The sequence below is a fragment of the Roseobacter cerffii genome, from assembly GCF_054226325.1.
Genome location: NZ_CM135757.1, coordinates 1,077,423 through 1,101,692 on the forward strand (window position 1 = coordinate 1,077,423; position 24,270 = coordinate 1,101,692).

Sequence of the window (24,270 nt, forward strand, 5' to 3'; positions counted from 1 at the left end):
CATTCGGGCTGGCGCAGCTTGACGCGCATGATTTATGCGCATATATATGCGCATATGGCTGTTGCAAACCGCAAATCGACAAACCTGTCCCTCGATGCCTCTCTGCTGCAAGAGGCGAAGGCGCTGAAGGTCAACCTCTCGCGCGCCGCCGAGCGGGGCGTGCGCGCCGCCGTGGCCGAGGCCCGCACCGCCGCCTGGCAGGCCGAGAACGCCCCGGCCCTCGAAAGCTCCAACAGCTATGTGGAGGCCCACGGCCTGCCGCTCGACCGGCACCGCCAGTTCTAAATGGCGCGCCATGACGTCTACCCCAACCCCGATGGCCCGGGGTATCTGCTTGATCTTCAAAGCGATCTGCTCTCGGCGCTCAACACCCGCGTGGTCGCGCCGCTGATGCCACAGGCCAGCGCCCCGCAGCCCGCGGCCTGGCTGAACCCGATCTTCGAGATCGACGGTGAGGCGGTCGTGCTCGTCACCCAATTCATGGCCGCCGTGCCCTGCACGATCCTGCGCACCCCCGTGGCCAGCCTCGATGCCGAGCACGAGGTGATCATCCGCGCCGTCGATATGGTGATGCAGGGGTTCTGAACCCGCTCACCCCGGCGTGCGCAACAACCCCTCGCGCGCCAACAGGCCACGCTCCTTTTCCGCCAGCGTCCGGGCCCGCGCCGCCCGTGCACGCCGCCCGGCGCGCACCGCCTCCTGACCGGTCCTCTCCAGAAACGCCGTCGCCAGCTGCTGCAAGGCGGGCACCCGCGTGCTCGCATCGACCAGCACCTCGATGATCGCGCAAATCGCCATAACCTCCTCCGCCGTGCCGCGCAAGCGAATATGATCCTGCGCAATCGCCTCCGAAATCTCCATGTAGCCCAGCAACAGCGCCGTCACGGTCTGCCGGTCCGTCGATCCGTTCGGGCTTTTCAGCTGCACCGTGCTCGCCCGCATCCGCCGCACCTGCAACGCCCCGTCGGCAAAGCGCACGGTCACCCGGTCGTCATCCAGCACCATGCGCGCCAGCTGCACCCCGGCCAGCTTGCGGATCGCTGCGGCACTGTGCGGTTCCGCCTCCTCAAGGGCTGCGTAAAGGGCCACGATCCAGTCGCGCAGATGGCGGGGGTTACTCGACATATTCAAACACACCCGACCCCTCCGCGCGCAGCAGGCCCTGATCCAGCGTCGCGACCAAACGGCAGTGCCCCGCCAACTCGTTGATGAACCCCGCGCCCGGGCGCATCGGATCAGACAACAACAGCTGTGCCGCCGTCTCAGCCTCGAACACCAGCTCGAACCGCGCCGCCCGGTTTTCCGCCCGCAAGGTCACGGTGCGCGGCAGATCAGGCGCACGCCGGTCCGGGTGGATTGCGGCCAGCGCGCCCGGCAGTCGCCGTGCCGCGCGGGTGGGTGCGGCCTCGTAGCTCAGGCTGACCTGTCCTGGTAAAAACCCATGCACCTTGTTGCCGTGCACCAGAAAAACATGCGGCGGTTGCCGATTGAAATGTGCCTTGTCGGTGCCGCGTGCCGCGACCACGGTGATGTCCTCGCTCAAGACCCAGGCGCCCCATTCCCAGGCCACATCCTCGCCCCAGAACCACCGGCCCCAGTTGTGATCATGATAGCCGCGCGCATTCTCCAGCGAGATCTCTTCGCCGTCGAGGATCAGCGTGCCCGAGATCGACAGGACCGGCACCGCGCTCCACCCGATCCAGCCGCTGCCGAATTGCGCCGAGAGGTCCAGCGCGCCCGCCGACAGAACCGGGCGCGCAACCAGATCCGCCTCGAACCCGTCCTCGGGCCGCGCCACCTTGGCGTGCAAGGCGGTCCCATCGCGGGTCACCGCCATCGAAACGGTGCTGAGAAACAGCGCCTGCGTGTCCACCTTGCTCTCGGCGAAAGAGGCGATCTCGATCCCGCCGATCCAGTCGCCATTCGGCGCGCTCGCCAGCGCCACACCCACCGCTCGCGCCCGCGCATCCCAAGGCGGCCCATGCAGCGACAGGTTGATCAGCACAACGCGCCCGCTTTCGGGCAGGAAGACGTTGAGGTGAAACCAGTCCTTATAGGCCGCCGCCGTCGGATCGCTCAAAACCGGCGGCCGGAGCACATCAAAGGCTGTCACCGCAGGATCGGGCCGCTGTGCACCGCGTCCCCGGGCTCGATGTCATCGCGCTCCGGTGCGCTGCGCGCCAGCGCTTCGACCGATTGCACGATCTCCCGCGAGTGAATCCACAGCCCCATCAGCGTGTCGATGAAGGTGATCGCAGGCGGCACGGTCTTGCTGCGATGCACCTTGTTCTCCAGCGGGGCAGGGACGTTGTCGATGGTCTCGGCGAGATCATCGGCGAGCAGCAGGGCGAGGTCGTTCCGGATATGGTCGAGCACCGGGGCGGCGGGCATGCCTTCGGTCCAGCCGGTCACGCGCAGCGCGCTCCAGAGCAGTTCGCCGTTGTCCTTCACAGCGCTTGCTTCCAGCGCCCGGCGAATACGCGCGCCCTCCGCGGTCTTCGAAATCTCGCGGCCCGCCTCGGCAAGCCCCGCGAGGGTGGAGCCGATCACGCTGACACCGGAAGTGTAATGCAGGGTGATCAAACGGCTGGCGAGCGAGGAAAAGAGACTTGCGGTGGTGCGCCCCGCGTCCTCCGGCGGATCGATGAGGCGAATGTGTGCGCTGTTGGCCATGGTCGTACTCCTCAGGACGCTTTGGTGGCTTTGCGGGCAGCAGGCTTGCGCGCAGGTGCTTTCTTTGCGGCTGTCTTGGCTTTGGCAGCAGCCGGCGCGGCTTTGCGCTTGGCCGCCGCCTGTTTGGCCACCGTCACCTCCAGCGGCACCACCCCATCGCTGCAGCCATAGATCAGCACCGCCCCGCGATAGACGCCGACGGGCATGTCCTTCGGTGCCTCCAGCACCAGCGCGAACTCCAGCACCTCATCCGTGGCGAGCAGCGCCGTTGGCGGTGTGAAGGCCGTCTGCGCAAACCACGTGGCCCCGGTATCCGAAACAAGCGGCGTGATCATCGGCGTCACCATGGAATGTACGCGCTGGCGGTTCTCCACATTCACGCTGGCCTTCGCCTGTCCGCCCGGGCGCAGTTTGAGCGTGACACCCGCGCCCTCCACCTGCTGCACCACGGTGCCGGGCGTGACCGGGCCAACGATACCCTGCAACTGCCGCAGATACTGCATCGTCGCCTGGCTCAGGCTCTGTTGAAACGCGCTTTGCAACTTCATCAGCTCCTCAAACGGGCTCGAAGGCGTGCTCCCGTGGTCGTGGTCATGTGGCATGTCGGTCCCTCTTACTTCAGTCTTGCAATCACGTATTTCAGCACTTCGCGCAGGAATTGACGGTGACGGGTCTCGGCCATGAAGCGCAGCCCCTCCGCTTCGAAGGTGAGCGCGCGGGTGATGAAATCCTGCGCCAGTTCCCGTCCATGATCGATGGAGCCCGCCTCATGCATCGCCTGCAGAAGCCAGCGCACCTCGTCCGGCTCCTTCTCGGCGCGGGGCTGGGTCAGCAGCTTGATCGCACGCGCGCGTTGGCGCTTGGGCGCGGTGCGCAAGAAATGCAGCAACATGATCGTGCGCTTGCCTTCGTAGAGATCGCCGCTGATCTCCTTGCCATAGAGCACCTCATCCGCGGTGAGGTTCAGCAGGTCATCCTGCACCTGAAAGCCGATGCCCGCGAGATACCCCAGTTCCATCACGTCGATCAGCGCGTCTTCCAGATCGGCCACCATCGACGGGCCAGACCCAGCCACGACGCCAAGCCGCAAGGGCGCGATCATCGTGTACCAACAGGTCTTTTTATACGCCATGCGCAGGTAATCTTCGCTGTCGAGATCAAAGCGCGCGTTATGGATCCAGTCCAGTTCAATGGCCTGCCCTTCAACGGACTCGCGGCTGAGCCGTTCGAAATCCTTGAGAATCCGCATCGCCTTGCGCACGCCCAGTTGTTCAACGTTGTCGAGCAGCAGCGAGAGGCAGAAGACGAAGGTCGCATCCCCGGTGTTGATCGCAATCGGCACCCCGTGGCGACGAAAGAGCGTCTCATCGCCGCGTCGGAAATCCGAGATATCCTCGATGTCGTCATGCACCAGTGCGCCGTTGTGAAAGAGCTCAATGGCCGTCGCGGTGTTCTCCGCCTGCGCTTCGGTGCCGCCCATGCCCTGGCAGGCGGCATAGACCAGCGCGGGCCGCAGACCTTTGCCCACGCGGAACGGATAGTCGCTGATCTGATCGTAGAGCACATCCATCCCCGTCTCGCGCCGCGCATCGAAAAAGCGGGTCATCGCCTTTTCGGTCCGGGTCCGTGCGGTCTTGAGGGCTTGCTCGATGAGGGCCCGGTCGTAGGCTAGCTCGTTCAAAGGGGCTTCTGCGCGCAGGCGATGCCAAAGCCCGGCACGAGGTCAATCCAGCCGGTGTTCTCGAACCCCGCAGCCTCGAAAAGCGCCATGAACTGCTCCGGCGTGTGGAACCCGATCCAGCCCGGATCGGCCCAGAGCGCCAGGCCAGAGGACCGTTTCACGAACCATTCCGGCCCTGCGTCGATTACCGTGTAGTAGCCGCCCGGCCGCAGGGCACGGAAGATTTCGCGCGTTGCGGCAGGCGGGTCGGGGTAGTGGTGATGCGCAAGGCAGGAGTAGACCAGATCGAACCCATCGGTGAACACCTCGGGAAGATCACCCACATCCGATTGGAAAAATGCCGTATGATCGAAGGCCTTGGCGCGCGCCGAGGCATAGGCCGCATTCACCATCCCCGCCGCCAGATCAATGCCGACTGCTTCACCGTCTGGCACCATCTGCGACAACCGACAGAGCTCGCGCCCCGCGCCGCATCCCGCATCGAGCAGCCGGAAGTCCGGCTTGATCCAGGCCGACAGCTCCTCGACAGCGGCATTCATGATCGGGGTCGAAAAGGGCCGCACATAGGCATCGTAAATCTCGCCCATCCGATCAAACTCCGAGACCAGCGCGTCATTCTCTGTCGCGCGGCCCAGCAACACCGGCTTGGGATAGGTCTTCGAAAAATGCGGGCCCAACCCGTTGCGATCCAAGGGTTGGGGCAGGGTGCCCAGCGTCGTCCGCTCGATCAGCCCCGCGTTGCGGCCCTGTTCATAGGGCTTCATCACCAGCGCGGAATAGAGATGCATCGCCTGCACCAGCACGCCCTCGGCCATGATGCCGCCCGGCGCGCTCATGCGGTCTTCGCTTTCGACTTGGCTGGCGCCTTCAACCGCCGCAGCACCACCGGGATTTCACGGTCGCCAAAGGGCCGCACGCTCACGCTGCCATGGATGTCCTGATCCAGCTTCATCTTAGACGTGGGCTTGCCCTTCAGGGTGAAAACCACGTCCTCCCCATGCGCGACCATCCGGCCCGCCGGTTCAGCCACGACGCCCGCCGCCTTCAGGTTCTCCGAGACCTCCGGATCCGCCGCGACCTCCTGCCCGGTGTTGTTGGTCACCGCAAAGCTCGCCACCGCCTCCTTGCCCGCGGGCGCGGCGAGGATCAGCGGCTGGATCGCGGGCACCGCCGGTGGTGCCGTCGGCGGAACAGGCCGCGCCACATCCGTCTCGAGCCCTTGCTCGGCCAGCGTCCGCAGCGCGCCTAGGTAATCCTTCGTGACGTCAAATAATCCGGAATAATACTTCATGTTCAGGCGCATGGCCTGGCTGAAAAGGTCTTTCATCTGTGAGTTCGACATGGGTCACCCTTTGATCCCTGTCCCCGGACGCACCGACCGCCCATAGCAAGGCCGCACGCAATAGAAATGATCATACCAATGATGCTCGTAATCCGGCTGGTCGAAGACCTCCACGTGATGACAGCACGCCCGCTCGGTCTTGCCGACCTCAATGGTCCAGCGCAGGTAATGGCTGTTGCAGCCCACCACCCAGATCAGCGCTTCGAATTCGGCGCAATGCACCCCGTCATCCAGCTTGGTGTCAAACTCCGCACGTACCGTCCGCCGTTCCTTGGGCCCCAGCGTGAAGCTGTTGGGCGTCAGCTTCACCCGCCCCGCATCGGGGCCCGCCGCGGCCAGCGTGAATTTGCGCGGGCGGAAATCGGTGTTCGTGATCCGGATCTCGACAATTCCGGTGCTGCCCACGCAGAGCTGGCAATGCACCTCGCCCAGATCCTTCGGCATCCAGCAGGGCTCGGGGATGTCACAGCAGTTCGAGGACTGTCCCGCCGAGAGCGACGACAGGAACCGCTGCGCCGTACCCGCAAGGGTGTCAACCAACTCACCGGTCAGGTCAATCTGCCGCACCATCACGTCCGACATGGTGTCCATACTGTCGCGTATGTCCCGCGTGGTGATCTTGCTCTTCTTCATCGGCTGTCCCCTTTCTATTTCGGAGCGCTCAGGGTCAATCGGGCCACGAGGCGCAAATGGGCCATGACAATTGTCGTGTGAAAGCGTCGCCCGGCACCCAGCTGCGTCGCAGCGTTGAGCGGTTCGGGCAGTGCAAACTCCGCAGCCAGTGCGCGGCTGGCGCCCGGCGGCAGGTCGCCCTTCTCTTTCGAGGTCAGCTTCAGCCGCATCAGCCCCAGGTAAGACCGGCGCAGCCCCAGAATGAACTCGCCAAACACCTCCAGCGGCGCCTCCGCGTCCGAGGTATAGGCTGCCGAAAACGCGCCCGCCAAACCATCCGAGGCAAAGAGGCCGCCCACACCGCCGCTCGGCACCGGCAGCGCCACGTTCCCACGGTTCACCACGGTCAGCTGCGCCTTGACCCGGTCGCCCGGCCGTCCGCTCAGGCTGATCGACCGCGGTGAGAGCCGCAGCTTTTCCTTCACCGGCACATCCACCGTGACCGGGTATTCGCCGTCTTCCGTGACCAGTGTCGCCTTATGTGTCCCCGGCGGGGCAGACGGGCCGATCCGCGTCGCAATCCGCGTTTGGCCCTTGCGCGGCACCAACCGCGCACGCAGCTCCGCGCCCATTTCTTTCTTCAACGCGCCGCCCAGCTTCAGCACGCCGGATTGCGGCCCGGCAATCTCAAACTCACCCAGGCCGCGCCCCTTGCGCAGGGTGATGCCTTGCGCCAGCTCAGCCATCGTCTTCGATGAGTTCAATGCGGCTCACATTGCCTGCGATCTCGCGCGCGTTGCCGGGCGGGCCGCAAATCTCGCAGGGGTTCGGCACATAGTCTTCGGTGATCACCTGCGCCTCGCCACAGAGGTTGATGGCCAGCAACTCGTTGCCAAGCAGCGAGAGCCCCACCTTGAAATTCGCGGGCAGATGCGCCCGGATCGCGGGGATTTCCTTGATCCGCAGCGAGAAATCAATCGGGTCGACGCCCAGCTGCACCTTCGGCAGTTCGGTCACGCCAATCTTGATTTCGGGCAGTTCGCGCACCCGCAATTCGATGGTCGGCAGTTCCCGGATCCGAAGGTTGGTGTCCATCGACAAATCGCCGTCAATGGTGGTGCCGCCGCTGAGGTTTAGATCGATGTCGAAATCGTCAGGTACATCCACGCCCATGGCAGTCTCCTTCTTCAGGTCGGGCTGAGAGGTTGACGTAAGGTTAACAGATATTTGAGATTCTGCGAAGTCCCGCGCAAAATTGGCTGTTAGAGACTGCCGCGCTGCATGCGGATGGCTGGACCAACTGCCGATGCGCAGGCTGCCTCAAGTCGATTGGACCAACGTCTCACGAGACCCGGCTTGGGTCATAATTTACCATAACCATCCTTACAAATCGCTTGCTCTGGTCCCGGTGTCTTCGCTCGGGTCGCGCTCCTGGAACCGAGGACGCTGCGGCCATGAAAATGCCATCACCGCCCTGTAAAGCGATGTGCGGTCACGCCACTGAAGGGACAGGCAATGGGCACCTGGAGCGCAGGCAATTTCGGAAATGACACCGCCTTGGACTTTGTGTCGGGCCTCAAAAGCGTCTCTGATCTTGAAGCCACATTGAATAGGCTTGGATCGGCAACGGGCGCGCTGGAGGCCGATGACGCCGCAACCGCCCTCGCTGCCTGCGATCTGCTCGCCATCAGCATCGGGCGCGCGCCCTCAGATGCGCCAGACCTGCATGGGCTCGAGCTCGGCGAGGCGCCAGAAAACCTGCTGGAGCTGGCAAAATCCCTCGTCCAGCGCGTCAGACAATCATCCGAACTGGCAGAGCTTTGGGCCAAGGAAGACGCAGACGAGTGGCACGCCATCCTGGACGACCTGGTGATTCGGCTCACACCATCCGCACCCTATGCCCCGCCTCCGAAAGCTGCACAGCCAGAACTCCCCGATGACTTCCTCGGCTACTGCTACATCTGCTACGGCATGGTGATCGAACGCGATGGCATCTATTTCGAGCACACCGAAGACGGGCTGGGCACCTGCGCGACCTATCCACATCGAACCTGTCTTCAGGACAAGATCAACGCGCCCGGGCCCTACTGGACAGCCGATGGCGCCCCAACGCCGGTGACCCGGCAACAGCTGTTGCGCGACATGGGCTACGACGTCTAGCCCGCAACACCCGCGCTCAGTCACCCACCCTCATCGTCCGCCGGTGCCGCCCACAAGGGTGACCGACAGATCATCCCATGCTAAGCAGGCCAGAGACTGACGAGTTTGTATTCTGTGATGACATCGCCCCAACGATTCAACCCGATTAACGCCCTTCGCGGCGTATCGGCCATACCGGTGGATCTGAGGCCCCGTCGCACGCCCCCCAACCCTGACACGCGCGCGCCCGCGCCACCGTCCCATCCACAGGCGTGCCGATGACCGACGCCGCCTCCCCCGCCGCCAAAGCAGCCACGCACCGCCAACTGGTCGAAGCCTCGATCATCTTCGTCGGCAACGTCATCCTCTGCATCGCCTTCTTTCATCCCGACATTCTGGGATACGGCGACGTCGCCAGCGCATGGGACGATTTCAATGCGCTGCTGTCTCCGGATGAACCCTTCTTTGGCCCCGACAACCAGATTATCCTCCGCGTGTTGATGGCGCTCTGCACGGCAGCCCTCGTGGTCATCCTCGCGATGCTGAGGCTGATCGACCAGCGCGTCCTCATCACGTATCTCGCCCTGCCCGCCTCCGCCTATCTCGCCACGAAAATCAAGCTGGAATTCATCTTCTTTCCCTTCGCCCTGATCTCCACACGGTTGGGCTGGAAAAAGGAACTTCTCGTGCTCCTCGCGATCCTGAGCCTGGCACTCGGGCTCGGTGAGAACAACGGCATCGTCCTCTTATTCTTCCGGCTTGGCGTGCTGGTGTTTCGGCTCTTCCAGCCACATACCATCTTCGTGTTCGCGGCCGTGGCACTCATCGTGGTGATGGACGCCAATATCGAGCTGCTCTTTCCAATCTTCCCCCAGTTGAGCGTCTACAACTGGACCCGCAACGTCATAAACCCCGAATTCAGCCATTTAGAGACGCTGGTGGTCTTTGCATCGTCTATGGTGCTCTCGGCCCAACCCCCGCTCGACTTTATGTTCGGCTTGATCTATACCGCGTTTCTGCTCTTCGCGACCTTCGGGTGGCAGCTCTTCTCATTGCGCTTCTATGTCGAGGCACTGCGCCAACCCGAATTCCGCGCAGGCTTCCTCACGGTGATGTTCTTCACCTCGCTCACCCACGCCTTCCAGAGCTCGCGCTACTACTTCTTCTATGTCCCGATGATCGCCTCGGTGAACGCGGCGCGCACCAACCGGCTGCTGATCCTCGCCTCCTGGCCAATGACCACACTCCTGGTCCTCTACTATCGGTTCTATCTGGGATACTGACGCGCCTGAGTGGCGGTCACGCAGCCCCGGAGACCTCATAATGCTCCGCACGACCTGCCTGCCATTCGGGGCAATCGTCAAACGGCAGCGTCGTCACATCCGGCGTGTTCCAGATCAGCCGCCGCCACCCCGCGGGGGCCGCCCCCCGCCTCCACCGATGAAATCGCCCGACACCGTGCCTTTGAAACAGCGCGGGAAAAACGGGTAGGTATCTGTCGCAAAATAGACGTATTGCCCGTCGATCATGGCGCCGTTGCATTCATCCAGAGTGCCCGACCCCGCAACAAATTCGTAATCCTGCACGTAGGTGCCGTCATAGGCGCCACCCGGACCAGACGGGCGCACGCCGCTTTTCAACTGCCAGGACGATTGCACCGCGTCGCCCACATAGTGGATTTCGAACCCGTCCGCCGCATAACCAAAGAGCGTCCCGTCAAGCGCCTCCGTCACCGCAGAAGGAATGCCGTGATAGTGGTACATGCCCTGGCCGTCCACATGCGCGTTCTGCCCGTCCATGATCAGGCCGCCCATACCTTCCACATTCCATCCGGAAGACCGGTCGCGCGAATAGCCGCGCTCGGAGGACGGGTCATAGTATTCCGCCGTGCCCGGTCGCAGTGGGATTCCGGTCACCGTGATGCCCGAGATCCGCGCCCTGTGGGTGATCGATAACCGCCGCGACAGCCTTTTCGCCCTTTCGCGCCGCACCATCGGGCCGCGGGAGCAAGGACGACGCCTCTTGCGAAAGGGCCGAGACACCAACACCAAGCCGCTTACGGCGCTCGCACTCCGCTCTGCGCTCTTCAGCTTCCATCACTTCGAACATCCCGCGATAGTCGCAAATGCGCCGCCGCTCGATCCTCCCGAGCCGCACGTCCTGCCATCAAACCGGTGCCTACTCGCAATGCGGCAACGCTCTCGGGATCTTTGAGAACTCGCCTGGCCATGCGGTCCGCCGCATCGAGCGGTTCTTCGAGCAGCTGACGGAACATCGCCATCGCGGCGCCGGGGTTTCGTAACACCTTGCCAGCTGCCGCCGGCAGGCCGCGCTCGGCCTCTGCCATCTTTGGCGAGACCAAGGCACGGTCACGCGCCAACTTCGCTGCGTCACGATCCGCCTCAACCATCGGAGCGATCAACCATTCGCGCGCTCTGGATACTTCCGGGGCGACAGCTTAAACAGCATCAGCTCATGAGCAACCGATGGGCAAACAGGACTGCTATTGTCACCATCGGATTGCTCTGCTAACGCCGAATAAGTCATGAGCGCTATCTGGAGTGACTTTCGGAATGTGGTTGAGTGAATTGACAGACAATGTTCGTCTGAAACGACTTGCGAGAAGAATGCTCCCGAAAGGTGCGCGAGCGAGACTGAAGGCGGGCATACGCAGTAATCCAACGGATCGAACATCAAGGATGCTCGGCTTCCCGGCATGGGGAAGTCAATTTGGACAGGCGTTCTTCGTTGGTAGTTTCCTTATGCGCGGTAAGTCAGGCTTTTTTGTAGATGTTGGCGCAAAAGATGGTGTTTCAATTTCCAATACTCTCGCACTTGAGAAGCTGGGTTGGTCCGGAATTCTACTGGAACCTCATCCAGAACTGTTTTCTCTTTGTTGCCAACACAGAGCTGCGCAAAGTTTTAATGTTGCAGCCTCGTCAGATCACGGAAGCCTTGATTTTGTAGAAATGTTGGAGGAGCCTTTCGGACATTCCGGTTTGGTAAGCAGTTTTCGCGATCCTGATGTTCTAAAGTCGCAGAAACACAAGATCATCAAAGTCGAAGCAAGGCCACTAACCGAGATCCTCGATGAAGCTGGTGCGCCACATCATATCGACTACCTTGATATTGACGTCGAAGGTCACGAGCTTGAAGTGATAAAAGGAATTGACTTTAGTCGATATACATTCGGAGTGGTCGGTGTTGAGGCGAGAGTAAACACGAAGGAGTATGGAGACATTGCCACTTTTCTGGCCAAGTCTGGTTATGTTTCCGTTTGTAACTTGGGCTCCGATATATTTTTCACAAAGGTCATTGAGGATCCACTAGCCGCTTAGCTCAAAGCAGCGTCAGTTGATACGACGTCCGATCCTCCCCGGTGAAGTGGTCTGCCTTTGGCCGCTGCAGCGAATGGCAGCTTCCCGCCCTGAGTCCCGAGTCCAGGCAGCGCAGGCCTGACTTATCGAGGGTAGTTTTGGGAAACGCAAAAACGCGCCGTCCGAGTAAGGCAGCGGTCCTAAAACTCATCAAAAGTGGTGACAGTCGCGTTCTTACCCGACAAAAGTTGCATCTCTCGCCGGACAAGTTGGGTTTAATACCGGACGACACACATGAAGGGTGTGGCTGGGATGGTAGGATTCGAACCTACGGTACACTGTACCAAAAACAGTTGCCTTACCACTTGGCTACATCCCAACAACGGGCGCTGAATAAGCTGATGGACGCCCGCGTGCAAGACCTGATTTCGAAAAAATCCGCGCGGTGCGCCCTGTCTTGCCCTCATCAAAAATAGACCTTTGTTGGTTAATTTTCAACCAACGGATATACAGTGCGCGTCCAGTCAGAGCGCCACGTAAGGTGAAGCATCGAACGGCCTATTTAGGCACGAACGTCAATCAGGATCGCCCCACTGCGCTGCCCGAGTTCAACTGTTTGATGCGCGGATGCTGTCTCCGAAAGCGGGAACACGGACTGCACCGGGCAGCGTAAGGTCCCTTCAGCCAGTGCCGAGTGAAGCTTCGTGATTGCCAAGTGACGCTCCGTTGGGGGCAGTAGGTAGATCAGCGCGATGTCGATTGTCACCGCCTTGAATAGCAGCGGATAGAAGGGGAGCGCCGGGGTCATGTTCAGCGCGGAGCCATAGGCCGCAATGGTGCCATTGGGCGCGATCACGGATGTGTTTGTTTCGATGTTCTGGCCAAATTCGACGTCTATGATACGCGGGATCAGGTCGCCGCCGGTACTGGCCAATATCTGATCGGCAAGGTCTGGGGCGCTGTAGTTGAGCACCACGTCAGCCCCGGCCTCGGTGCAGCGCGTGACACCCGCGCCGCGGGCGGTGGCGATCACACGCGCGCCGCCCCATTTGGCAAGCTGGACAGCAAGGTGGCCGACGGTTCCCGCCCCGCCATGGATCAGCAGCGTCTGCCCCGCCACGTCACCACCGCCAAAGACTACATGCGAGGCGGTCAGGCCGGGGATGCCAAGCACCGCGCCGGTTTCCAGATCGACGCCATCGGGCAGAGGGACGGCCTGCTCGGCGGGCAGGATGATATGCGTAGCCGCGGTACCAAAGGCGCGCTGCCATTGGCCATTCCAGATCCACACGCGCTTGCCGATCAGCGCTGGATCAACGCCGGGGCCCACCGCAGCGATCACGCCGGATCCGTCGCTGTGTGGCACGATGAGCGGGAAGGGAGGCTTGGTCACCCCAGGCCGGCTGCCGGCGCGGGCCTTAACATCCGACGGGTTCACGCCGGAGAAGGCGAGCTCGACACAGACTTCGCCCGCAGCAGGATCAGGTGTATCAAGATCAAGGATCGAAAGCACATCTGACGCTGCGCCAAAGGTCCGATAGCCGACAGCCCGCATGGTGATCCTCCTCGATTGACTATCCGTGCCAACCATAGGGGTTTGGGGCGGGCCTGCAATCCGCTGCCGGGCGTGTGGGCTCAGTCGCGGATCTCGTCCGGTGCGACACCCCAGAGCCGTGCCTTTGGTGCCCAGCCGCGGTAGCCGCCAGATCGCAGTTGACACCACTCCGGTCCGCATTTGCCCAGCCGGGCGATCACGCCGCTCTCCAGCGCCGCTGTCACAGGGGCTTCCGGATCGGGCCGCATGCGCAGCGACAGCATGTTCTGTTCGACGATCACGGTGCGCACGCCAGACAACAACGAATAGTGAATCCAGCCACCTTGCCCTTCGCGGTCTTCTACGCGGCGCCAGTGGCCGTGCTCGGCGGTGATCTGCAGCGGCATGTCGCGGTGCTTGAACACCCAGTCGATCCGATGGGTGAGCGAAGGGCCGCGCCGGACGTTGCCTTCGGAGGCCTTCATCGAGACGAAACGGGGCAGGGGCAGATTCGTCACCGGGCCGGTGTCACGCGCCACCGGGGCCGGGGCGCTCAAAAGCAATGAGATCGCCGCGGCGAGGGCCCCAAGAAGGAATTTCGTCATGACACTGCCTGTTATTCGCAATTTACCCGATTGAGAACGCGAGGTTCTTGTGCCCCGTCGTCATCTCGGCCACCATGCCACGAAAGGGCGTGCTGCGCCAAGTCCGGGGAGGTGCAAAATGACGAAGCAAAGGTTGAGTGTTGTCGTCACGCGACGGTTGCCGGAGGAGGTCGAGACGCGGCTGTCAGAGCTTTTTGACGTCAAGCTGCGCGACGATGACACGCCGATGAGCCGGGCGGACCTCGCCGAGGCGATGAAAGGGGCGGATGTGCTGGTCCCCACAGTCACGGACGAGATCGATTCCGCGCTGATCAGCCAGGCGGGTGAACGCCTGAAGCTCATCGCCAATTATGGGGCCGGAGTCGATCACATCGATGTCGCCACCGCGCGGCAGCGAGGCGTGCTGGTCTCGAACACGCCCGGTGTCCTGACCGATGATACGGCGGATATGACCATGGCGCTGTTGCTGGCGGTCCTGCGCCGGATTCCCGAAGGGCTCAGCGTCATGCAGGCTGGAGAGTGGGACGGCTGGGCGCCCACGGCTTACCTTGGCGGGCGCGTCGCAGGGCGGCGGCTGGGTATTCTGGGCATGGGACGCATTGGCCAGGCGGTGGCGCGGCGCGCGGCAGCCTTCGGGATGCAGGTGCATTACCATAATCGGCGCCGGCTTCGCCCCGAGGTGGAACAGGCGCTGGAGGCGACCTATTGGGAGAGCCTGGACCAGATGGTTGCGCGGATGGACGTGATCTCGATCAATTGCCCGGCGACGCCCTCGACCTTCCACCTGATGAACGCCCGGCGGCTGAAGCTGATGAAGCCCGAGGCGGTGATCGTGAACACATCCCGCGGCGAGGTCGTGGATGAGGCGGCGCTGACACGGCTGTTGCGCGCGGGCGAGATTGCCGGAGCGGGCCTCGATGTCTACGAACGTGGCACCCATGTGAACCCACGCCTGCGGCAACTCGGCAATGTGGTGCTGTTGCCGCATATGGGCTCGGCCACGCGCGAGGGCCGGATCGAGATGGGCGAGAAAGTTATCATCAATATCAAGACCTTCGACGATGGGCACCGACCGCCAGATCAGGTGGTGCCCTCGATGCTGTGAACCCGGGCGAGAGGAGTGGAGAGACGATGCGACAGCTATGGATGACGGGCGCAGCCCTGTTCCTTGCAACAGGTGTGGCCGCCCAGCAGGCCGCCGACGCCGTGCAGCCCGAGGCAGCCACACAGGGCGCGTTCGAGGCGATCTCGCCAGAAGTGGCAGCGGCGCTCGAGGCCAAGTTTGCGGGGACGCCGGTCACATCTGACACCTGGATGGTCGCGGCCGCGAACCCCTGGGCTGTGAAGGCCGGGGCGGATGTGCTCGCGCAAGGTGGGACAGCCGCGGATGCTTTGGTGGCCGTGCAGGCGATGCTGGGGCTGGTGGAGCCGCAATCCTCCGGCCTCGGGGGTGGCGCCTTCCTTGTCTACTATGACGCCGGCAGCGGGACGCTGACCACGCTCGACGGTCGTGAGACCGCACCTTTGGCCGCAACGCCGCGGCTTTTTCAGGACGGTGCTGGCGAGCCATTGGGGTTCTATGACGCGGTTGTCGGTGGGCTGTCTGTTGGCACGCCCGGCACACCGGCGTTGATGGAGGAGGTGCACTTGCGCTGGGGCGCGCTGGAGTGGGCCGATTTGCTCGCCCCAGCTGCGACGCTCGCAGAGGAGGGATTTGCGGTATCGCCCCGGCTGGCAGGTCTGATCGCGGGTGACATGGACCGGCTTGGGCGCTTTGAGACCACGGCTGAGTATTTCATGCCTGGCGGTACCCCACTCGCAGCGGGTGATGTGCTGAAAAACCCGGACTACGCGGCGACCCTGCGGGCCATGGCCGAGGACGGCGCCCGCGCCTTTTACACCGGTGAAATCGCGCGGGATATCGTTGCAACGGTGCGCGGCGCCGAGGGCAACCCGGGCGTGCTCTCGACCGTTGATCTCAGCATCTACCGGGTGAAAGAGCGCGCGCCGGTCTGCGTGACCTACCGTGCCCATGATGTCTGTGGGATGGGGCCGCCCTCGTCAGGGGCGCTGACCGTAGGGCAGATCCTGGTGATGTTGGAGAGCTATGACCTGTCCGCCGGTCCGATGGATACCGAGGTGCGCCGTCTGATCGGGGATGCCTCACGCCTCGCGTTCGCGGACCGGGGCCGCTATATGGCCGACAGTGATTTTGTGCCCGTACCCACCGAGGGGCTGGTCGATACAAGCTATCTGGCGGAACGGGCGCAGCTGCTGTCGGGCGACGACGCGCTGCCCGAAGTGGCGCCCGGATCGCCCGCCTTTGATCACGCGCTCAACTGGGCCGATGACGCTTCCATCGAGCTGCCCTCGACCTCGCATTTCGTGATCGTCGATAGCGCGGGCAACGTGGCTTCGATGACCACAACCATCGAGAACGGCTTTGGCAGCCGGTTGATGGTGCGCGGGTTTCTGTTGAACAATGAGCTCACGGATTTCTCCTTCCGCTCCCACGCCGATGGGGTGCCGATCGCGAACCGTGTCGAGCCGGGCAAACGCCCTCGGTCCTCCATGGCGCCAACCATTGTCATGCGAGATGGCGCACCGGTTTTAGCCATTGGAAGCCCGGGCGGCAGCCGCATCATCGGCTATGTCGCGGAAAGCATCATTGCGCATCTCGACTGGGGTATGGACGTGCAACAGGCGGTTTCGGTGCCGCATGCGGTGAACCGGTTCGGCACATATGACGTGGAAGAGGGCACGGCGGCGGAAGGTCTGACCGAGGCGCTGACCGGCCTTGGTTATGAGGTCGAGGCGCGGGCGCTGACCTCCGGGTTGCACGCCATCGCCATCGGGGACAGCCTGCAGGGCGGTGCTGATCCGCGGCGCGAAGGTATCGCGCTGGGGCAATAACGGCTGAGACCAGGGAGGGGATCATGGTGCAACACGCAAGCCTGCCGCGCAATGATGCGGGCATCGCGACCGCACTCGGCGTCTTGAAACAGCAATTCGGCGAGCGGTTCCAGACCGGCCAGTCGATCCGCGAGCAGCATGGGCACACCACGACCTGGATCGAGAACCAGCCGCCTGATGCGGTTGTTTTTGCGCATTCGACCGAGGAGGTCTCGGAGATCGTGCGCATCTGTGCCGCGCACCAGGTGCCGATCATCGCCTATGGCACCGGCACCTCGCTGGAGGGGCACATCAACGCGCCTGCAGGCGGGGTGTGCGTCGATCTGAGCCAGATGGACAAGGTGCTGGAGGTCAATCCCGGCGATCTCGATTGCCGTGTACAACCCGGGGTGACGCGCGAGGCCCTGAACACCCATCTGCGCGATCAGGGGCTGTTCTTCCCGATTGACCCGGGCGCCAATGCGTCGCTCGGGGGGATGACGGCGACCAACGCGTCCGGGACCAATGCGGTGCGCTACGGCACGATGAAGGACAACGTGCTGGCGGTGGAAGCTGTGATGGCCGACGGTCGCGTGATCCGCACCGGGACGCGCGCGCGGAAGTCCTCGGCTGGCTACGACCTCACGCGTTTGCTGGTGGGCTCTGAAGGGACGCTCTGCATGATCACCGAGATCACGTTGCAGCTGCAGGGCATTCCCGAGGCGATCAGCTCGGCCAGCTGTTCGTTCCCGTCGGTGGACGCGGCCTGCCAAACCGTGATTTCGGTAATCCAATACGGGCTGCCGGTAGCGCGGATCGAGCTGCTGGACGATGTCATGGTCAAGGCGCTCAATGCCTACTCCAAGCTCGACTTGCCGGAGACCCCGCTCTTGTTGCTCGAGTTTCACGGCACCGAGGCCGGGGTGGTCGAGCAGGCGGAAATCTTCGGCGCCTTGTCCGAAGAGCATGGTGGCGTTGGCTATGCGGCCACGACCACGACCGAGGACCGCAGCCGGCTCTGGCAGGCGCGGCATGACGCCTATTGGGCGATGCTGCAATATCGCCCCGGCGCGCAGGGCATCGCCACGGATGTCTGCGTGCCCATCTCGCGGCTCGCGGATTGCGTCACCGCGGCGCAGGCCCGGGTGGCCGAGTTGGACCTCGTGGCACCCATTGTTGGCCATGCGGGGGACGGCAACTTCCATGTCTCGCCTCTGGTCGACATGTCGAACGCGGATGAGGTGGAAAAAGCCGCCGGGTTCGTCAGCTGGCTCAACGAGTTGGCGATCTCGATGGATGGCACCTGCACGGGTGAACACGGGATTGGGCAGGGCAAACGCCCTTATCTCGTCAAGGAATTGGGCGGCGCAACCGAGGTGATGGGCGCGATCAAGGTCGCGCTGGACCCGCAGAACATCCTGAACCCGGGCAAGGTGATCTAGAGGCGGGCACCGCTGGCGGGCGACCAAGGGTGGCCTGAAAGCCCACCCAACCTGCCAGCACAACCGTCAGCCACCGGCAGGTGAGGTGGGCTTTCAGGCCACCTCGTGCGCCATGTCGCTTTCCCCACATGACCGGTCGGGTGCAGTTTGGCCCGCTGGCGCCGAGGCGCTAATGCTAGCGCAACACCTGCGTGAGGGAGCCTGAGCCATGAAAACCCAAGTCAAAGCCCTTGTTGTCGGCGGGGGCGCTGTTGGCACCTCGATTGCGTACCATCTGGCGAAGGCGGGCTGGGAGGATGTGATGCTGCTTGAGCGGGACGAGCTCACGTCCGGCTCCACATGGCATGCTGCGGGGCTCTTGCCGTACTTCAATATGTCCTACGCGACGACCCATATTCACGACTATTCCATCCGTTTTTACAAGACGCTGGAGGAGGAAACCGGTCTCAACGCGGGCTTTGCCGTCGTCGGCAACCTGCGCATGGCGCAGACGCAGGGGCGGATGGATGAGTATATGCTCTACGCCTCGACCGCCGAGACCTGCGGCGTGCCCTACCAGTGGATGACGCCCGATCAGATCAAGGCGAAATGGCCGCTGATCCGGACCGAGGACCTGAAGGGTGCGCTCTATCACACCACGGATGGCTACATTAACCCCGCGGATGTGACGATGGCGATGGCCAAGGGCGCGCGGCAGCGCGGCGTGACGATCGAGCGGAAATGGCAGGCGGACGCGTTCCACTGGACCGGGACGCATTGGGAGGTCACTGCGACGAAGATGGGCGAGAAGGGTGGCAACCTGGTGCCAACCGACGAGCAGGTCGTGATCACAGCGGAGCATGTGGTGACCGCCTCCGGCAACCACGCGCAGCGTACCGCGCAGATGCTGGGTATCAAGATCCCCGCGATCCCGGTCGAGCACCAGTTTATCGTTATGGATCAGGATCCTGAGCTAGTGAGCTTCCGCAGTGAAGGCAACTTGGAACACCCTGTGATCCGGGACGCGGATGCGCAGTCTTACGTGCGGGAAGAACGCGGCGGGTGGATCCTCGGGGTCTATGAAAAGCACGCGCCCGCGCGGTTTGAATACGGCGTGCCGGACAGTTTCCGCGCCGATCTCTTCCAACTCGATCTCGAGCGCATCGAGGACCAGTACATGGCGATGAACCACCGTATCCCATCCTGCGAGGATTGCGGGCTGAAGGACGACTTCAACGGACCCATTTGCTACACGCCCGACGGCAACCCGCTGGTCGGCCCGGCACCGGGGCTCGATAACATGTGGCTGGCCGAGGGCTTCTCCTTCGGGATCACCGCAGCGGGCGGAACCGGCTATTACCTCGCGCAGATGATGGTCGAGGGTGAGGCGGAGATCGACATGGCCTCGCTCGATCCCAAACGCTATGGGCCGTGGATGACAACGGAGTATGCCGCGCGCAAGAACGAGGAGTGCTACGAGCACGTCTACATCCTGCACCACCCGGATGAAGAGCGGCCCGCCTGTCGGCCCTTGCGGACCTCTCCGGCCTATGACCGGCAGGCCGCGCGGGGTGCGCAGTTCGGACAGGTCAATGGCTGGGAGCGGCCAAATTACTATGCACCAGAGGGGTTTAGCGACCATGACGCGCGCTCGTTCCGGCGCGGAGGCTGGTGGCAATACGCTGTTGAGGAGGCCAAGGCGATCCGCGAGGGGGTGGGGCTCATTGACGCGACGGCTTTCACCAAGCACCGGATCAGCGGGCCGGGGGCGACGGCGTTTCTGGACTGGTTCACCACCAACAAGCTGCCCAAGGTCGGGCGGATCAACCTGACCTATGCGCTCACCGCTCACGGGACCACGCGCACGGAATACACTATCGTGCGGATCGCCGAGGATGATTACTACCTTGTGTCGGCGGGGGCCTGGCATGCCTATGATCAGGATTACCTCTACAAGGCAATCATGGAGAAGGAGCCAGAGTTTGGGCGGATCAACGAGCAGGACGTGACCACGCAATGGGGCGTTTTTGCCATCGCCGGGCCGAAATCGCGCGACGTGCTGAACGAGCTCGTCAAGGATGCAGACCCCACCACCGTGCTGTCGAACACGCGCTTCCCCTGGCTGAGCTATCGCGACATCGAGCTGGGTATGTGCCCGGTGCGGGCGATCCGCGTGGCCTATACGGGCGAGCTGGGATGGGAGCTGCACCACCCCATCGAAATGCAGAACTATCTCTTCGATCAGCTTGAAAAGGCTGGAGAAAAGCACGGAATGAAGCTTGTGGGGGCGCGGGCGCAGAACTGGCTGCGGCAGGAGAAGAGCTATCGCGCCTTCGGCACCGAGTTGGGCCGGGATGCCACGCCGCTGGAGGCGGACCTGCCGCGCTTTGTGGACCTCGGCAAGGACTTCCATGGCAAGGCGCGGATGGAGGCCACGGGCGTGCGCTCCAAATGCGTCACGCTGCTGATCGACGGGCCGGAGGATGCGGACCCCTGGGGTCGCGAGGCGCTCTACCACGGTGAGACGCGGGTGGGGCGGCTGACCTCGGGCGGCTATTCGGTGGCCTTTGAGAAGAGCATCGGGATGGGCTATGTCACCCCTGATCTGGCGGTGCCGGGCACCAAGCTGGAGGTGAAGATGTTCGACCGGCTCTGGCCCGCCGAGGTGGTCGAGGACAGCCCCTATGATCCGACCAACGCGCGCATCCGGGCGGACGGTTAACAGGGCGTTCGCGCAACACCGGCGGGGCCCCGGCGCCCCGCGGGCCAGTTTTGGGCGATGTCCCAGGGAAATAGGCCAAATGTGACGTCGGTATCACGTCGGTGTTGCGTCGGTATTACGTCGGTGCGCACGGCGGTGTTTGCACCCATTTGCGGGGTTAAGGCGGCGCGCGGTCGGGAAAGGTTGACGTTCGGTGAACGGGTGCGCGCGCTGCGGGTTCGGCGCGGATTGTGTCTACCCGGAAAGCACCTACCTGTGAGAGAGCATCCACGGGGCTGAAGGCGCATCTGGTGAAAGTGGGAACTTGGGTGATCATCGGCGCGGCGGTCGTGGCTCTGGCCTCGCTGCTACTCTGGAGGTTGATGGATCATGATCTGGAGCGGCACGAGAGCGCGCCTTTTGCATTTGCGGTGGAAGATCACCGGATTGCCGGAACGCTTTGGCTGCCCTTCACAGCGCCCCGCGCGGCGGTGGTCTTCGTGCATGGCGATGGGCCGCAGGACCGCACCGCTGGGGGTGGTTACGCGCCCCTGATCAACGTCTTTCTCGACCGGGGGATCGCGGTGGCGGCCTGGGACAAGCCGGGGGTGGGCGGGTCAGAGGGCAACTGGCTGCACCAGTCGATGGCCGCGCGTGCGACCGAGACCCGCGCGGCGCTGGCCGCGCTGCGGGCGCGCTTCGGGGCCCTGCCCATTGGCGCGGTTGGGTTTTCCCAGGCGGGGTGGGTCTTGCCCCGGCTCAGCCCGGAAGATGCGGAGTTCCTCGTGCTGGTGGGGCCGGCGGTCTCCTGGCAGGCGCAGGGCGATTACTTCACCCGGACCCGGCTTGCGCTGGAGGGCATGGCGGAGGGGGCGATCACAGAGGCGCTCGCCGATCAGGACCGCGCCGATGCGCGCGCCTTTGGCGCGGCGGCCCGGCCCTCGGATGCGCCGGAGGGCATGTCGCCGGACCGGTGGCGCTTTGTCCGGGAGAACCGCCTTGCGGATGCACGCCCGGCGCTCGCGGGTCTGGAGTTGCCGCTCTTTGCCATCTGGGGCGCGGCGGACCTGAATGTCGATGCCCGGGCGGAGGCCGCGATCTACGAGGCGCTGCTCGGGGCGCGGGATGTGGAGACGCAGGTGGTGCTCTGGCCGGAGGCGACCCACGGGCTGCTGAAGGCGCGGGCCTACAACTGGCAACTGACGGAGCAATGGTCGCGGGCTGCGATGCTGCGCTTCCTGCTCGAAGGGCGCCACGCCTTTGCGCCGGGGACGCTGGAGGCCATGACGGATTGGATTCTCGCGCGCGCGTCCCGAACCGGGGCGCTATGAAAACCGCGCGGGGCTCAGGGCGGTGACGGTCTCGGGGTCCAGCGCGGGTGGGGCGCCGGTGACGAGATCGGCCAGCAGTTGCGATGCTGCCGGGGCGGTCTGGACGCCGTAGCCGCCCTGGCCCGCGCACCAGATGAAGGCGGGGTGCGCCGGGTCGCGGCCCAGCACCAGCGTGCGGTCGGGGGCAAAGCTGCGCAGGCCCGCCCAGTTCGATTGCATCCGGGTGACCGGCTCGGTCACCATTTGCTCGTAGCGGGCGAGGCCTTCGGCGAGTGTCATCTCCTCGGCCCAGGCGTCGTGCGGCGCGACCGGGTCCTCATCGGCGGGCGAGACCAGCAAGGAGCCCGCATCGGGCTTGGCGTACCAGCGCTCGCCCACGCCGAAGAACATCGGCCAGTCGCGCACATCATGGCCACCCGGCGCGGGGATGCGCGCCATGGAGCGGCGGTGCGGCACGATCCCGAGCGGGGCGACGCCCGCCATCTGCGCCACCTGGTCCGCCCAGGCGCCTGCCGCGTTGACCAGCAGCGGCGCGGTGAAGTGGCGGTCCCCGCAGCGCAGCGTCCAGTGCCCGGCCTGGAAGCGGATGCTGTCGATGCGGCAGTTGGTCTCGACCGTGCCGCCCGCCCGGCGCAGGGTGCGCGCGAAATCCTGCAGCAGCCGATCGGTGTCGATGTCCTGTGCGTCGCTGTGAAACCCGGCGAAGGCGAGTTTCGCGGGGTCGAGGATCGGCACCTTTTGCAGGGCCTCGTCGAGCGGGATCGGCGGGGTGCCGAGTGTGGCGATATCCTGGGCGAAGGCGTCTTTTTCATGGGCTTGCGCGACGATCATCAGCCCGCGCGGGGTCAGGTAGCCGTTGTCCGAGAGGAAGGCCACGCTGGCGCGGTTGAGCACCTGCACGCTGGGCGCGCCGTAGTTGGGCTCGATCAGGGCCGCGGAGCGCCCCGAGGCGTGATAGCCGAGCGCGTCTTCCGCCTCGAGCACCGTGACATCGGCCGTGGCGGACAGGCGCGCCGCGGCGCTGAGCCCGGCGATACCGCCGCCGATCACGAGGATGTCGGTCACGCCTGCTCTTCGATCCGGTCCGTGGCGGGTGGGGGCGTCGGGCTCAGTGCTGCGAGGCGGGCGTAGAGATCGGGCGACATCTCGTAGCTGAACGCTGCCAGCGAGGGCACGAGTTGGTCGGCAGAGCGCGCGGAGATGATCGGTGTGGGGCCCATCGGGTGCGCGGCGGCCCAGGCGACGGCGAGGGTGGCGGCATCGGCGCCGACCTCGTCCGCCACGGCGCTGAGCCCGGTGGCGGCGGCGTGCATCCAGTCAAGGCCGTAGCGGGCGGCGTAGCGGTCATCCTCGGTGAGCCGCCCGGCGCCGCCGTTTGTGTATTTGCCGGTGAGCAGCCCGCCGCCCAGGGGCGAGTAGGGCGCGCAGGCCACGCCCTGATCGGCGCACATGGGCAGGATTTCCACCTCGGCCTGGCGCTTCACCAGGTTGTACATCGGCTGCAGGATGTCGATGGTGATGTCGAATTTCGCGGCGATGTTGATGGCCTTGACCACTTGCCAGGCGGCGAAGTTCGACACGCCCACGTAGCGGATGAGGCCCTGTTGTTTCAGCTCGGCCAGCGCCTCCATGCTCTCGTGCAGGTCGGTGTCGGGGTCGAAGCGGTGCATGTAGAGGATGTCGACCATATCCATATCGAGCCGCTTGCGCGAGATCGCGAAGCTGTCGTGGATGTTCTTCTTCGAGCCGCCGCCCGTGTAGGCGGCCTTGGTCGCGATGATCAGGCGATCTCGCTGGTCCCCGAGCATGCCGCCCAACAGCTCTTCCGAGGCGCCGTCGTTGTAGACATGCGCGGTGTCGAAATGGGTGATGCCCGCGGCGATACAGGCGTCGAACATCGCGCGCGAGGCGGTGGCATCGGCGCGGCCTCCGAACTGCATGGTGCCAAAGGCGAGGCGGCTGGCGGGGGTCCCGTCGGGACTTGTTAAGAGTTTGGTCATACGCTCAGAAGTGGCACGCGGG

General features: G+C 64.0%; 26 protein-coding genes and 1 tRNA gene. 10 read left to right on the forward strand and 17 right to left on the reverse strand.

From position 1 onward, the window contains the following. Window positions 1-27: 27 nt before the first annotated feature. Both ACVC7O_RS05185 and ACVC7O_RS05190 read left to right on the forward strand, forming a co-directional pair. Window positions 28-285 (forward strand): type II toxin-antitoxin system CcdA family antitoxin, encoded by a 258-nt coding sequence (locus ACVC7O_RS05185; RefSeq protein ID WP_458326039.1) that lies wholly within the window; start codon window positions 28-30, stop codon window positions 283-285. Then, window positions 286-585, forward strand: coding sequence for a CcdB family protein (locus ACVC7O_RS05190; RefSeq protein ID WP_458325024.1), 300 nt, complete (start codon window positions 286-288; stop codon window positions 583-585). It abuts the gene before it with no gap. Window positions 586-591: 6 nt separating this feature from the next. On the opposite strand, the gene ACVC7O_RS05195 is transcribed toward ACVC7O_RS05190, so the two are convergent. The 10 genes from ACVC7O_RS05195 to ACVC7O_RS05240 are packed head-to-tail and all read right to left on the reverse strand — an operon-like array spanning window position 592 to window position 7,481. Further along, window positions 592-1,125, reverse strand: a complete 534-nt coding sequence (locus tag ACVC7O_RS05195) for a hypothetical protein (RefSeq protein WP_458325025.1) — start codon at window positions 1,123-1,125, stop codon at window positions 592-594. Further along, a complete protein-coding gene (locus tag ACVC7O_RS05200) occupies window positions 1,115-2,080 on the reverse strand; it encodes a hypothetical protein (protein WP_458325026.1) in 966 nt (321 codons plus the stop codon). Before ACVC7O_RS05200 ends, ACVC7O_RS05195 begins: the two co-directional genes overlap by 11 nt. Before the next feature lie 29 nt (window positions 2,081-2,109). Beyond that, window positions 2,110-2,673 carry a hypothetical protein gene (locus ACVC7O_RS05205; RefSeq protein WP_458325027.1) on the reverse strand — a complete coding sequence of 188 codons (564 nt, stop codon included), beginning with the start codon at window positions 2,671-2,673 and terminating at the stop codon, window positions 2,110-2,112. An 11-nt stretch (window positions 2,674-2,684) separates the two neighbouring features. Then, complete coding sequence (locus ACVC7O_RS05210) at window positions 2,685-3,275, reverse strand: hypothetical protein (protein WP_458325028.1); 591 nt, start codon at window positions 3,273-3,275, stop codon at window positions 2,685-2,687. Window positions 3,276-3,286: 11 nt separating this feature from the next. Further along, window positions 3,287-4,354: a polyprenyl synthetase family protein gene (locus ACVC7O_RS05215; RefSeq protein ID WP_458325029.1), complete on the reverse strand. Its 1,068-nt coding sequence runs from the start codon at window positions 4,352-4,354 to the stop codon at window positions 3,287-3,289. Continuing rightward, the gene (locus ACVC7O_RS05220) at window positions 4,351-5,190 is read right to left on the reverse strand and encodes a class I SAM-dependent methyltransferase (protein WP_458325030.1); all 840 of its coding nucleotides are present in this window, start codon (window positions 5,188-5,190) and stop codon (window positions 4,351-4,353) included. The genes ACVC7O_RS05215 and ACVC7O_RS05220 overlap by 4 nt, the downstream gene beginning before the upstream one ends. Continuing rightward, the gene (locus ACVC7O_RS05225; protein ID WP_458325031.1) at window positions 5,187-5,696 is read right to left on the reverse strand and encodes a hypothetical protein; all 510 of its coding nucleotides are present in this window, start codon (window positions 5,694-5,696) and stop codon (window positions 5,187-5,189) included. The genes ACVC7O_RS05220 and ACVC7O_RS05225 overlap by 4 nt, the downstream gene beginning before the upstream one ends. Before the next feature lie 3 nt (window positions 5,697-5,699). After that, complete coding sequence (locus ACVC7O_RS05230) at window positions 5,700-6,329, reverse strand: hypothetical protein (protein WP_458325032.1); 630 nt, start codon at window positions 6,327-6,329, stop codon at window positions 5,700-5,702. A 14-nt stretch (window positions 6,330-6,343) separates the two neighbouring features. Continuing rightward, the gene (locus tag ACVC7O_RS05235) at window positions 6,344-7,072 is read right to left on the reverse strand and encodes a hypothetical protein (protein ID WP_458325033.1); all 729 of its coding nucleotides are present in this window, start codon (window positions 7,070-7,072) and stop codon (window positions 6,344-6,346) included. Beyond that, window positions 7,047-7,481 (reverse strand): hypothetical protein, encoded by a 435-nt coding sequence (locus tag ACVC7O_RS05240; RefSeq protein WP_458325034.1) that lies wholly within the window; start codon window positions 7,479-7,481, stop codon window positions 7,047-7,049. Before ACVC7O_RS05240 ends, ACVC7O_RS05235 begins: the two co-directional genes overlap by 26 nt. A gap of 342 nt (window positions 7,482-7,823) precedes the next feature. Here ACVC7O_RS05240 and ACVC7O_RS05245 point away from each other — a divergent pair, with 342 nt between their 5' ends. Then, on the forward strand, window positions 7,824-8,468 hold the full coding sequence (locus tag ACVC7O_RS05245; RefSeq protein WP_458325035.1) for a DUF4259 domain-containing protein: 645 nt from the start codon (window positions 7,824-7,826) through the stop codon (window positions 8,466-8,468). A gap of 257 nt (window positions 8,469-8,725) precedes the next feature. After that, a complete protein-coding gene (locus ACVC7O_RS05250; RefSeq protein ID WP_458325036.1) occupies window positions 8,726-9,730 on the forward strand; it encodes a hypothetical protein in 1,005 nt (334 codons plus the stop codon). A gap of 114 nt (window positions 9,731-9,844) precedes the next feature. Here the strand turns inward: ACVC7O_RS05250 and ACVC7O_RS05255 are convergent, their stop codons facing one another. Further along, entirely contained in the window at window positions 9,845-10,363 is a 519-nt protein-coding gene (locus ACVC7O_RS05255; protein ID WP_458325037.1) for a YHYH protein, read from the reverse strand. A gap of 170 nt (window positions 10,364-10,533) precedes the next feature. Then, window positions 10,534-10,794: a BID domain-containing protein gene (locus ACVC7O_RS05260; protein ID WP_458325038.1), complete on the reverse strand. Its 261-nt coding sequence runs from the start codon at window positions 10,792-10,794 to the stop codon at window positions 10,534-10,536. Window positions 10,795-11,026: 232 nt separating this feature from the next. Between ACVC7O_RS05260 and ACVC7O_RS05265 the strand changes: the two genes are divergently transcribed. Next, on the forward strand, window positions 11,027-11,785 hold the full coding sequence (locus tag ACVC7O_RS05265; RefSeq protein WP_458325039.1) for an FkbM family methyltransferase: 759 nt from the start codon (window positions 11,027-11,029) through the stop codon (window positions 11,783-11,785). Window positions 11,786-12,068: 283 nt separating this feature from the next. On the opposite strand, the gene ACVC7O_RS05270 is transcribed toward ACVC7O_RS05265, so the two are convergent. From ACVC7O_RS05270 to ACVC7O_RS05280, 3 genes are all read right to left on the reverse strand, one after another. Beyond that, window positions 12,069-12,143: transfer RNA gene (locus ACVC7O_RS05270), tRNA-Gln, on the reverse strand. A 183-nt stretch (window positions 12,144-12,326) separates the two neighbouring features. After that, on the reverse strand, window positions 12,327-13,319 hold the full coding sequence (locus ACVC7O_RS05275) for an NADPH:quinone reductase (RefSeq protein ID WP_458325040.1): 993 nt from the start codon (window positions 13,317-13,319) through the stop codon (window positions 12,327-12,329). Between the two features lie 80 nt (window positions 13,320-13,399). Further along, window positions 13,400-13,903 carry an SH3 domain-containing protein gene (locus tag ACVC7O_RS05280; RefSeq protein WP_458325041.1) on the reverse strand — a complete coding sequence of 168 codons (504 nt, stop codon included), beginning with the start codon at window positions 13,901-13,903 and terminating at the stop codon, window positions 13,400-13,402. 118 nt (window positions 13,904-14,021) lie between these two features. Here ACVC7O_RS05280 and ACVC7O_RS05285 point away from each other — a divergent pair, with 118 nt between their 5' ends. The 5 genes from ACVC7O_RS05285 to ACVC7O_RS05305 all read left to right on the forward strand — a co-directional run bounded on the left by ACVC7O_RS05285 (window position 14,022) and on the right by ACVC7O_RS05305 (window position 22,248). Then, window positions 14,022-15,008: a 2-hydroxyacid dehydrogenase gene (locus tag ACVC7O_RS05285; RefSeq protein ID WP_458325042.1), complete on the forward strand. Its 987-nt coding sequence runs from the start codon at window positions 14,022-14,024 to the stop codon at window positions 15,006-15,008. Window positions 15,009-15,034: 26 nt separating this feature from the next. Next, a complete protein-coding gene (ggt, locus tag ACVC7O_RS05290) occupies window positions 15,035-16,816 on the forward strand; it encodes a gamma-glutamyltransferase (RefSeq protein WP_458325043.1) in 1,782 nt (593 codons plus the stop codon). Between the two features lie 23 nt (window positions 16,817-16,839). After that, window positions 16,840-18,237: an FAD-binding oxidoreductase gene (locus tag ACVC7O_RS05295; protein ID WP_458325044.1), complete on the forward strand. Its 1,398-nt coding sequence runs from the start codon at window positions 16,840-16,842 to the stop codon at window positions 18,235-18,237. Between the two features lie 208 nt (window positions 18,238-18,445). Next, window positions 18,446-20,938 (forward strand): GcvT family protein, encoded by a 2,493-nt coding sequence (locus ACVC7O_RS05300; protein ID WP_458325045.1) that lies wholly within the window; start codon window positions 18,446-18,448, stop codon window positions 20,936-20,938. A 290-nt stretch (window positions 20,939-21,228) separates the two neighbouring features. Beyond that, window positions 21,229-22,248 carry an alpha/beta hydrolase gene (locus tag ACVC7O_RS05305; RefSeq protein ID WP_458325046.1) on the forward strand — a complete coding sequence of 340 codons (1,020 nt, stop codon included), beginning with the start codon at window positions 21,229-21,231 and terminating at the stop codon, window positions 22,246-22,248. Here ACVC7O_RS05305 and ACVC7O_RS05310 read toward each other — a convergent pair. Continuing rightward, on the reverse strand, window positions 22,243-23,313 hold the full coding sequence (locus ACVC7O_RS05310) for an NAD(P)/FAD-dependent oxidoreductase (RefSeq protein ID WP_458325047.1): 1,071 nt from the start codon (window positions 23,311-23,313) through the stop codon (window positions 22,243-22,245). The two genes, ACVC7O_RS05305 and ACVC7O_RS05310, sit on opposite strands and share 6 nt — an antisense overlap. Further along, window positions 23,310-24,248: an aldo/keto reductase gene (locus ACVC7O_RS05315; RefSeq protein WP_458325048.1), complete on the reverse strand. Its 939-nt coding sequence runs from the start codon at window positions 24,246-24,248 to the stop codon at window positions 23,310-23,312. Before ACVC7O_RS05315 ends, ACVC7O_RS05310 begins: the two co-directional genes overlap by 4 nt. Between the last annotated feature and the right edge of the window lie 22 nt (window positions 24,249-24,270).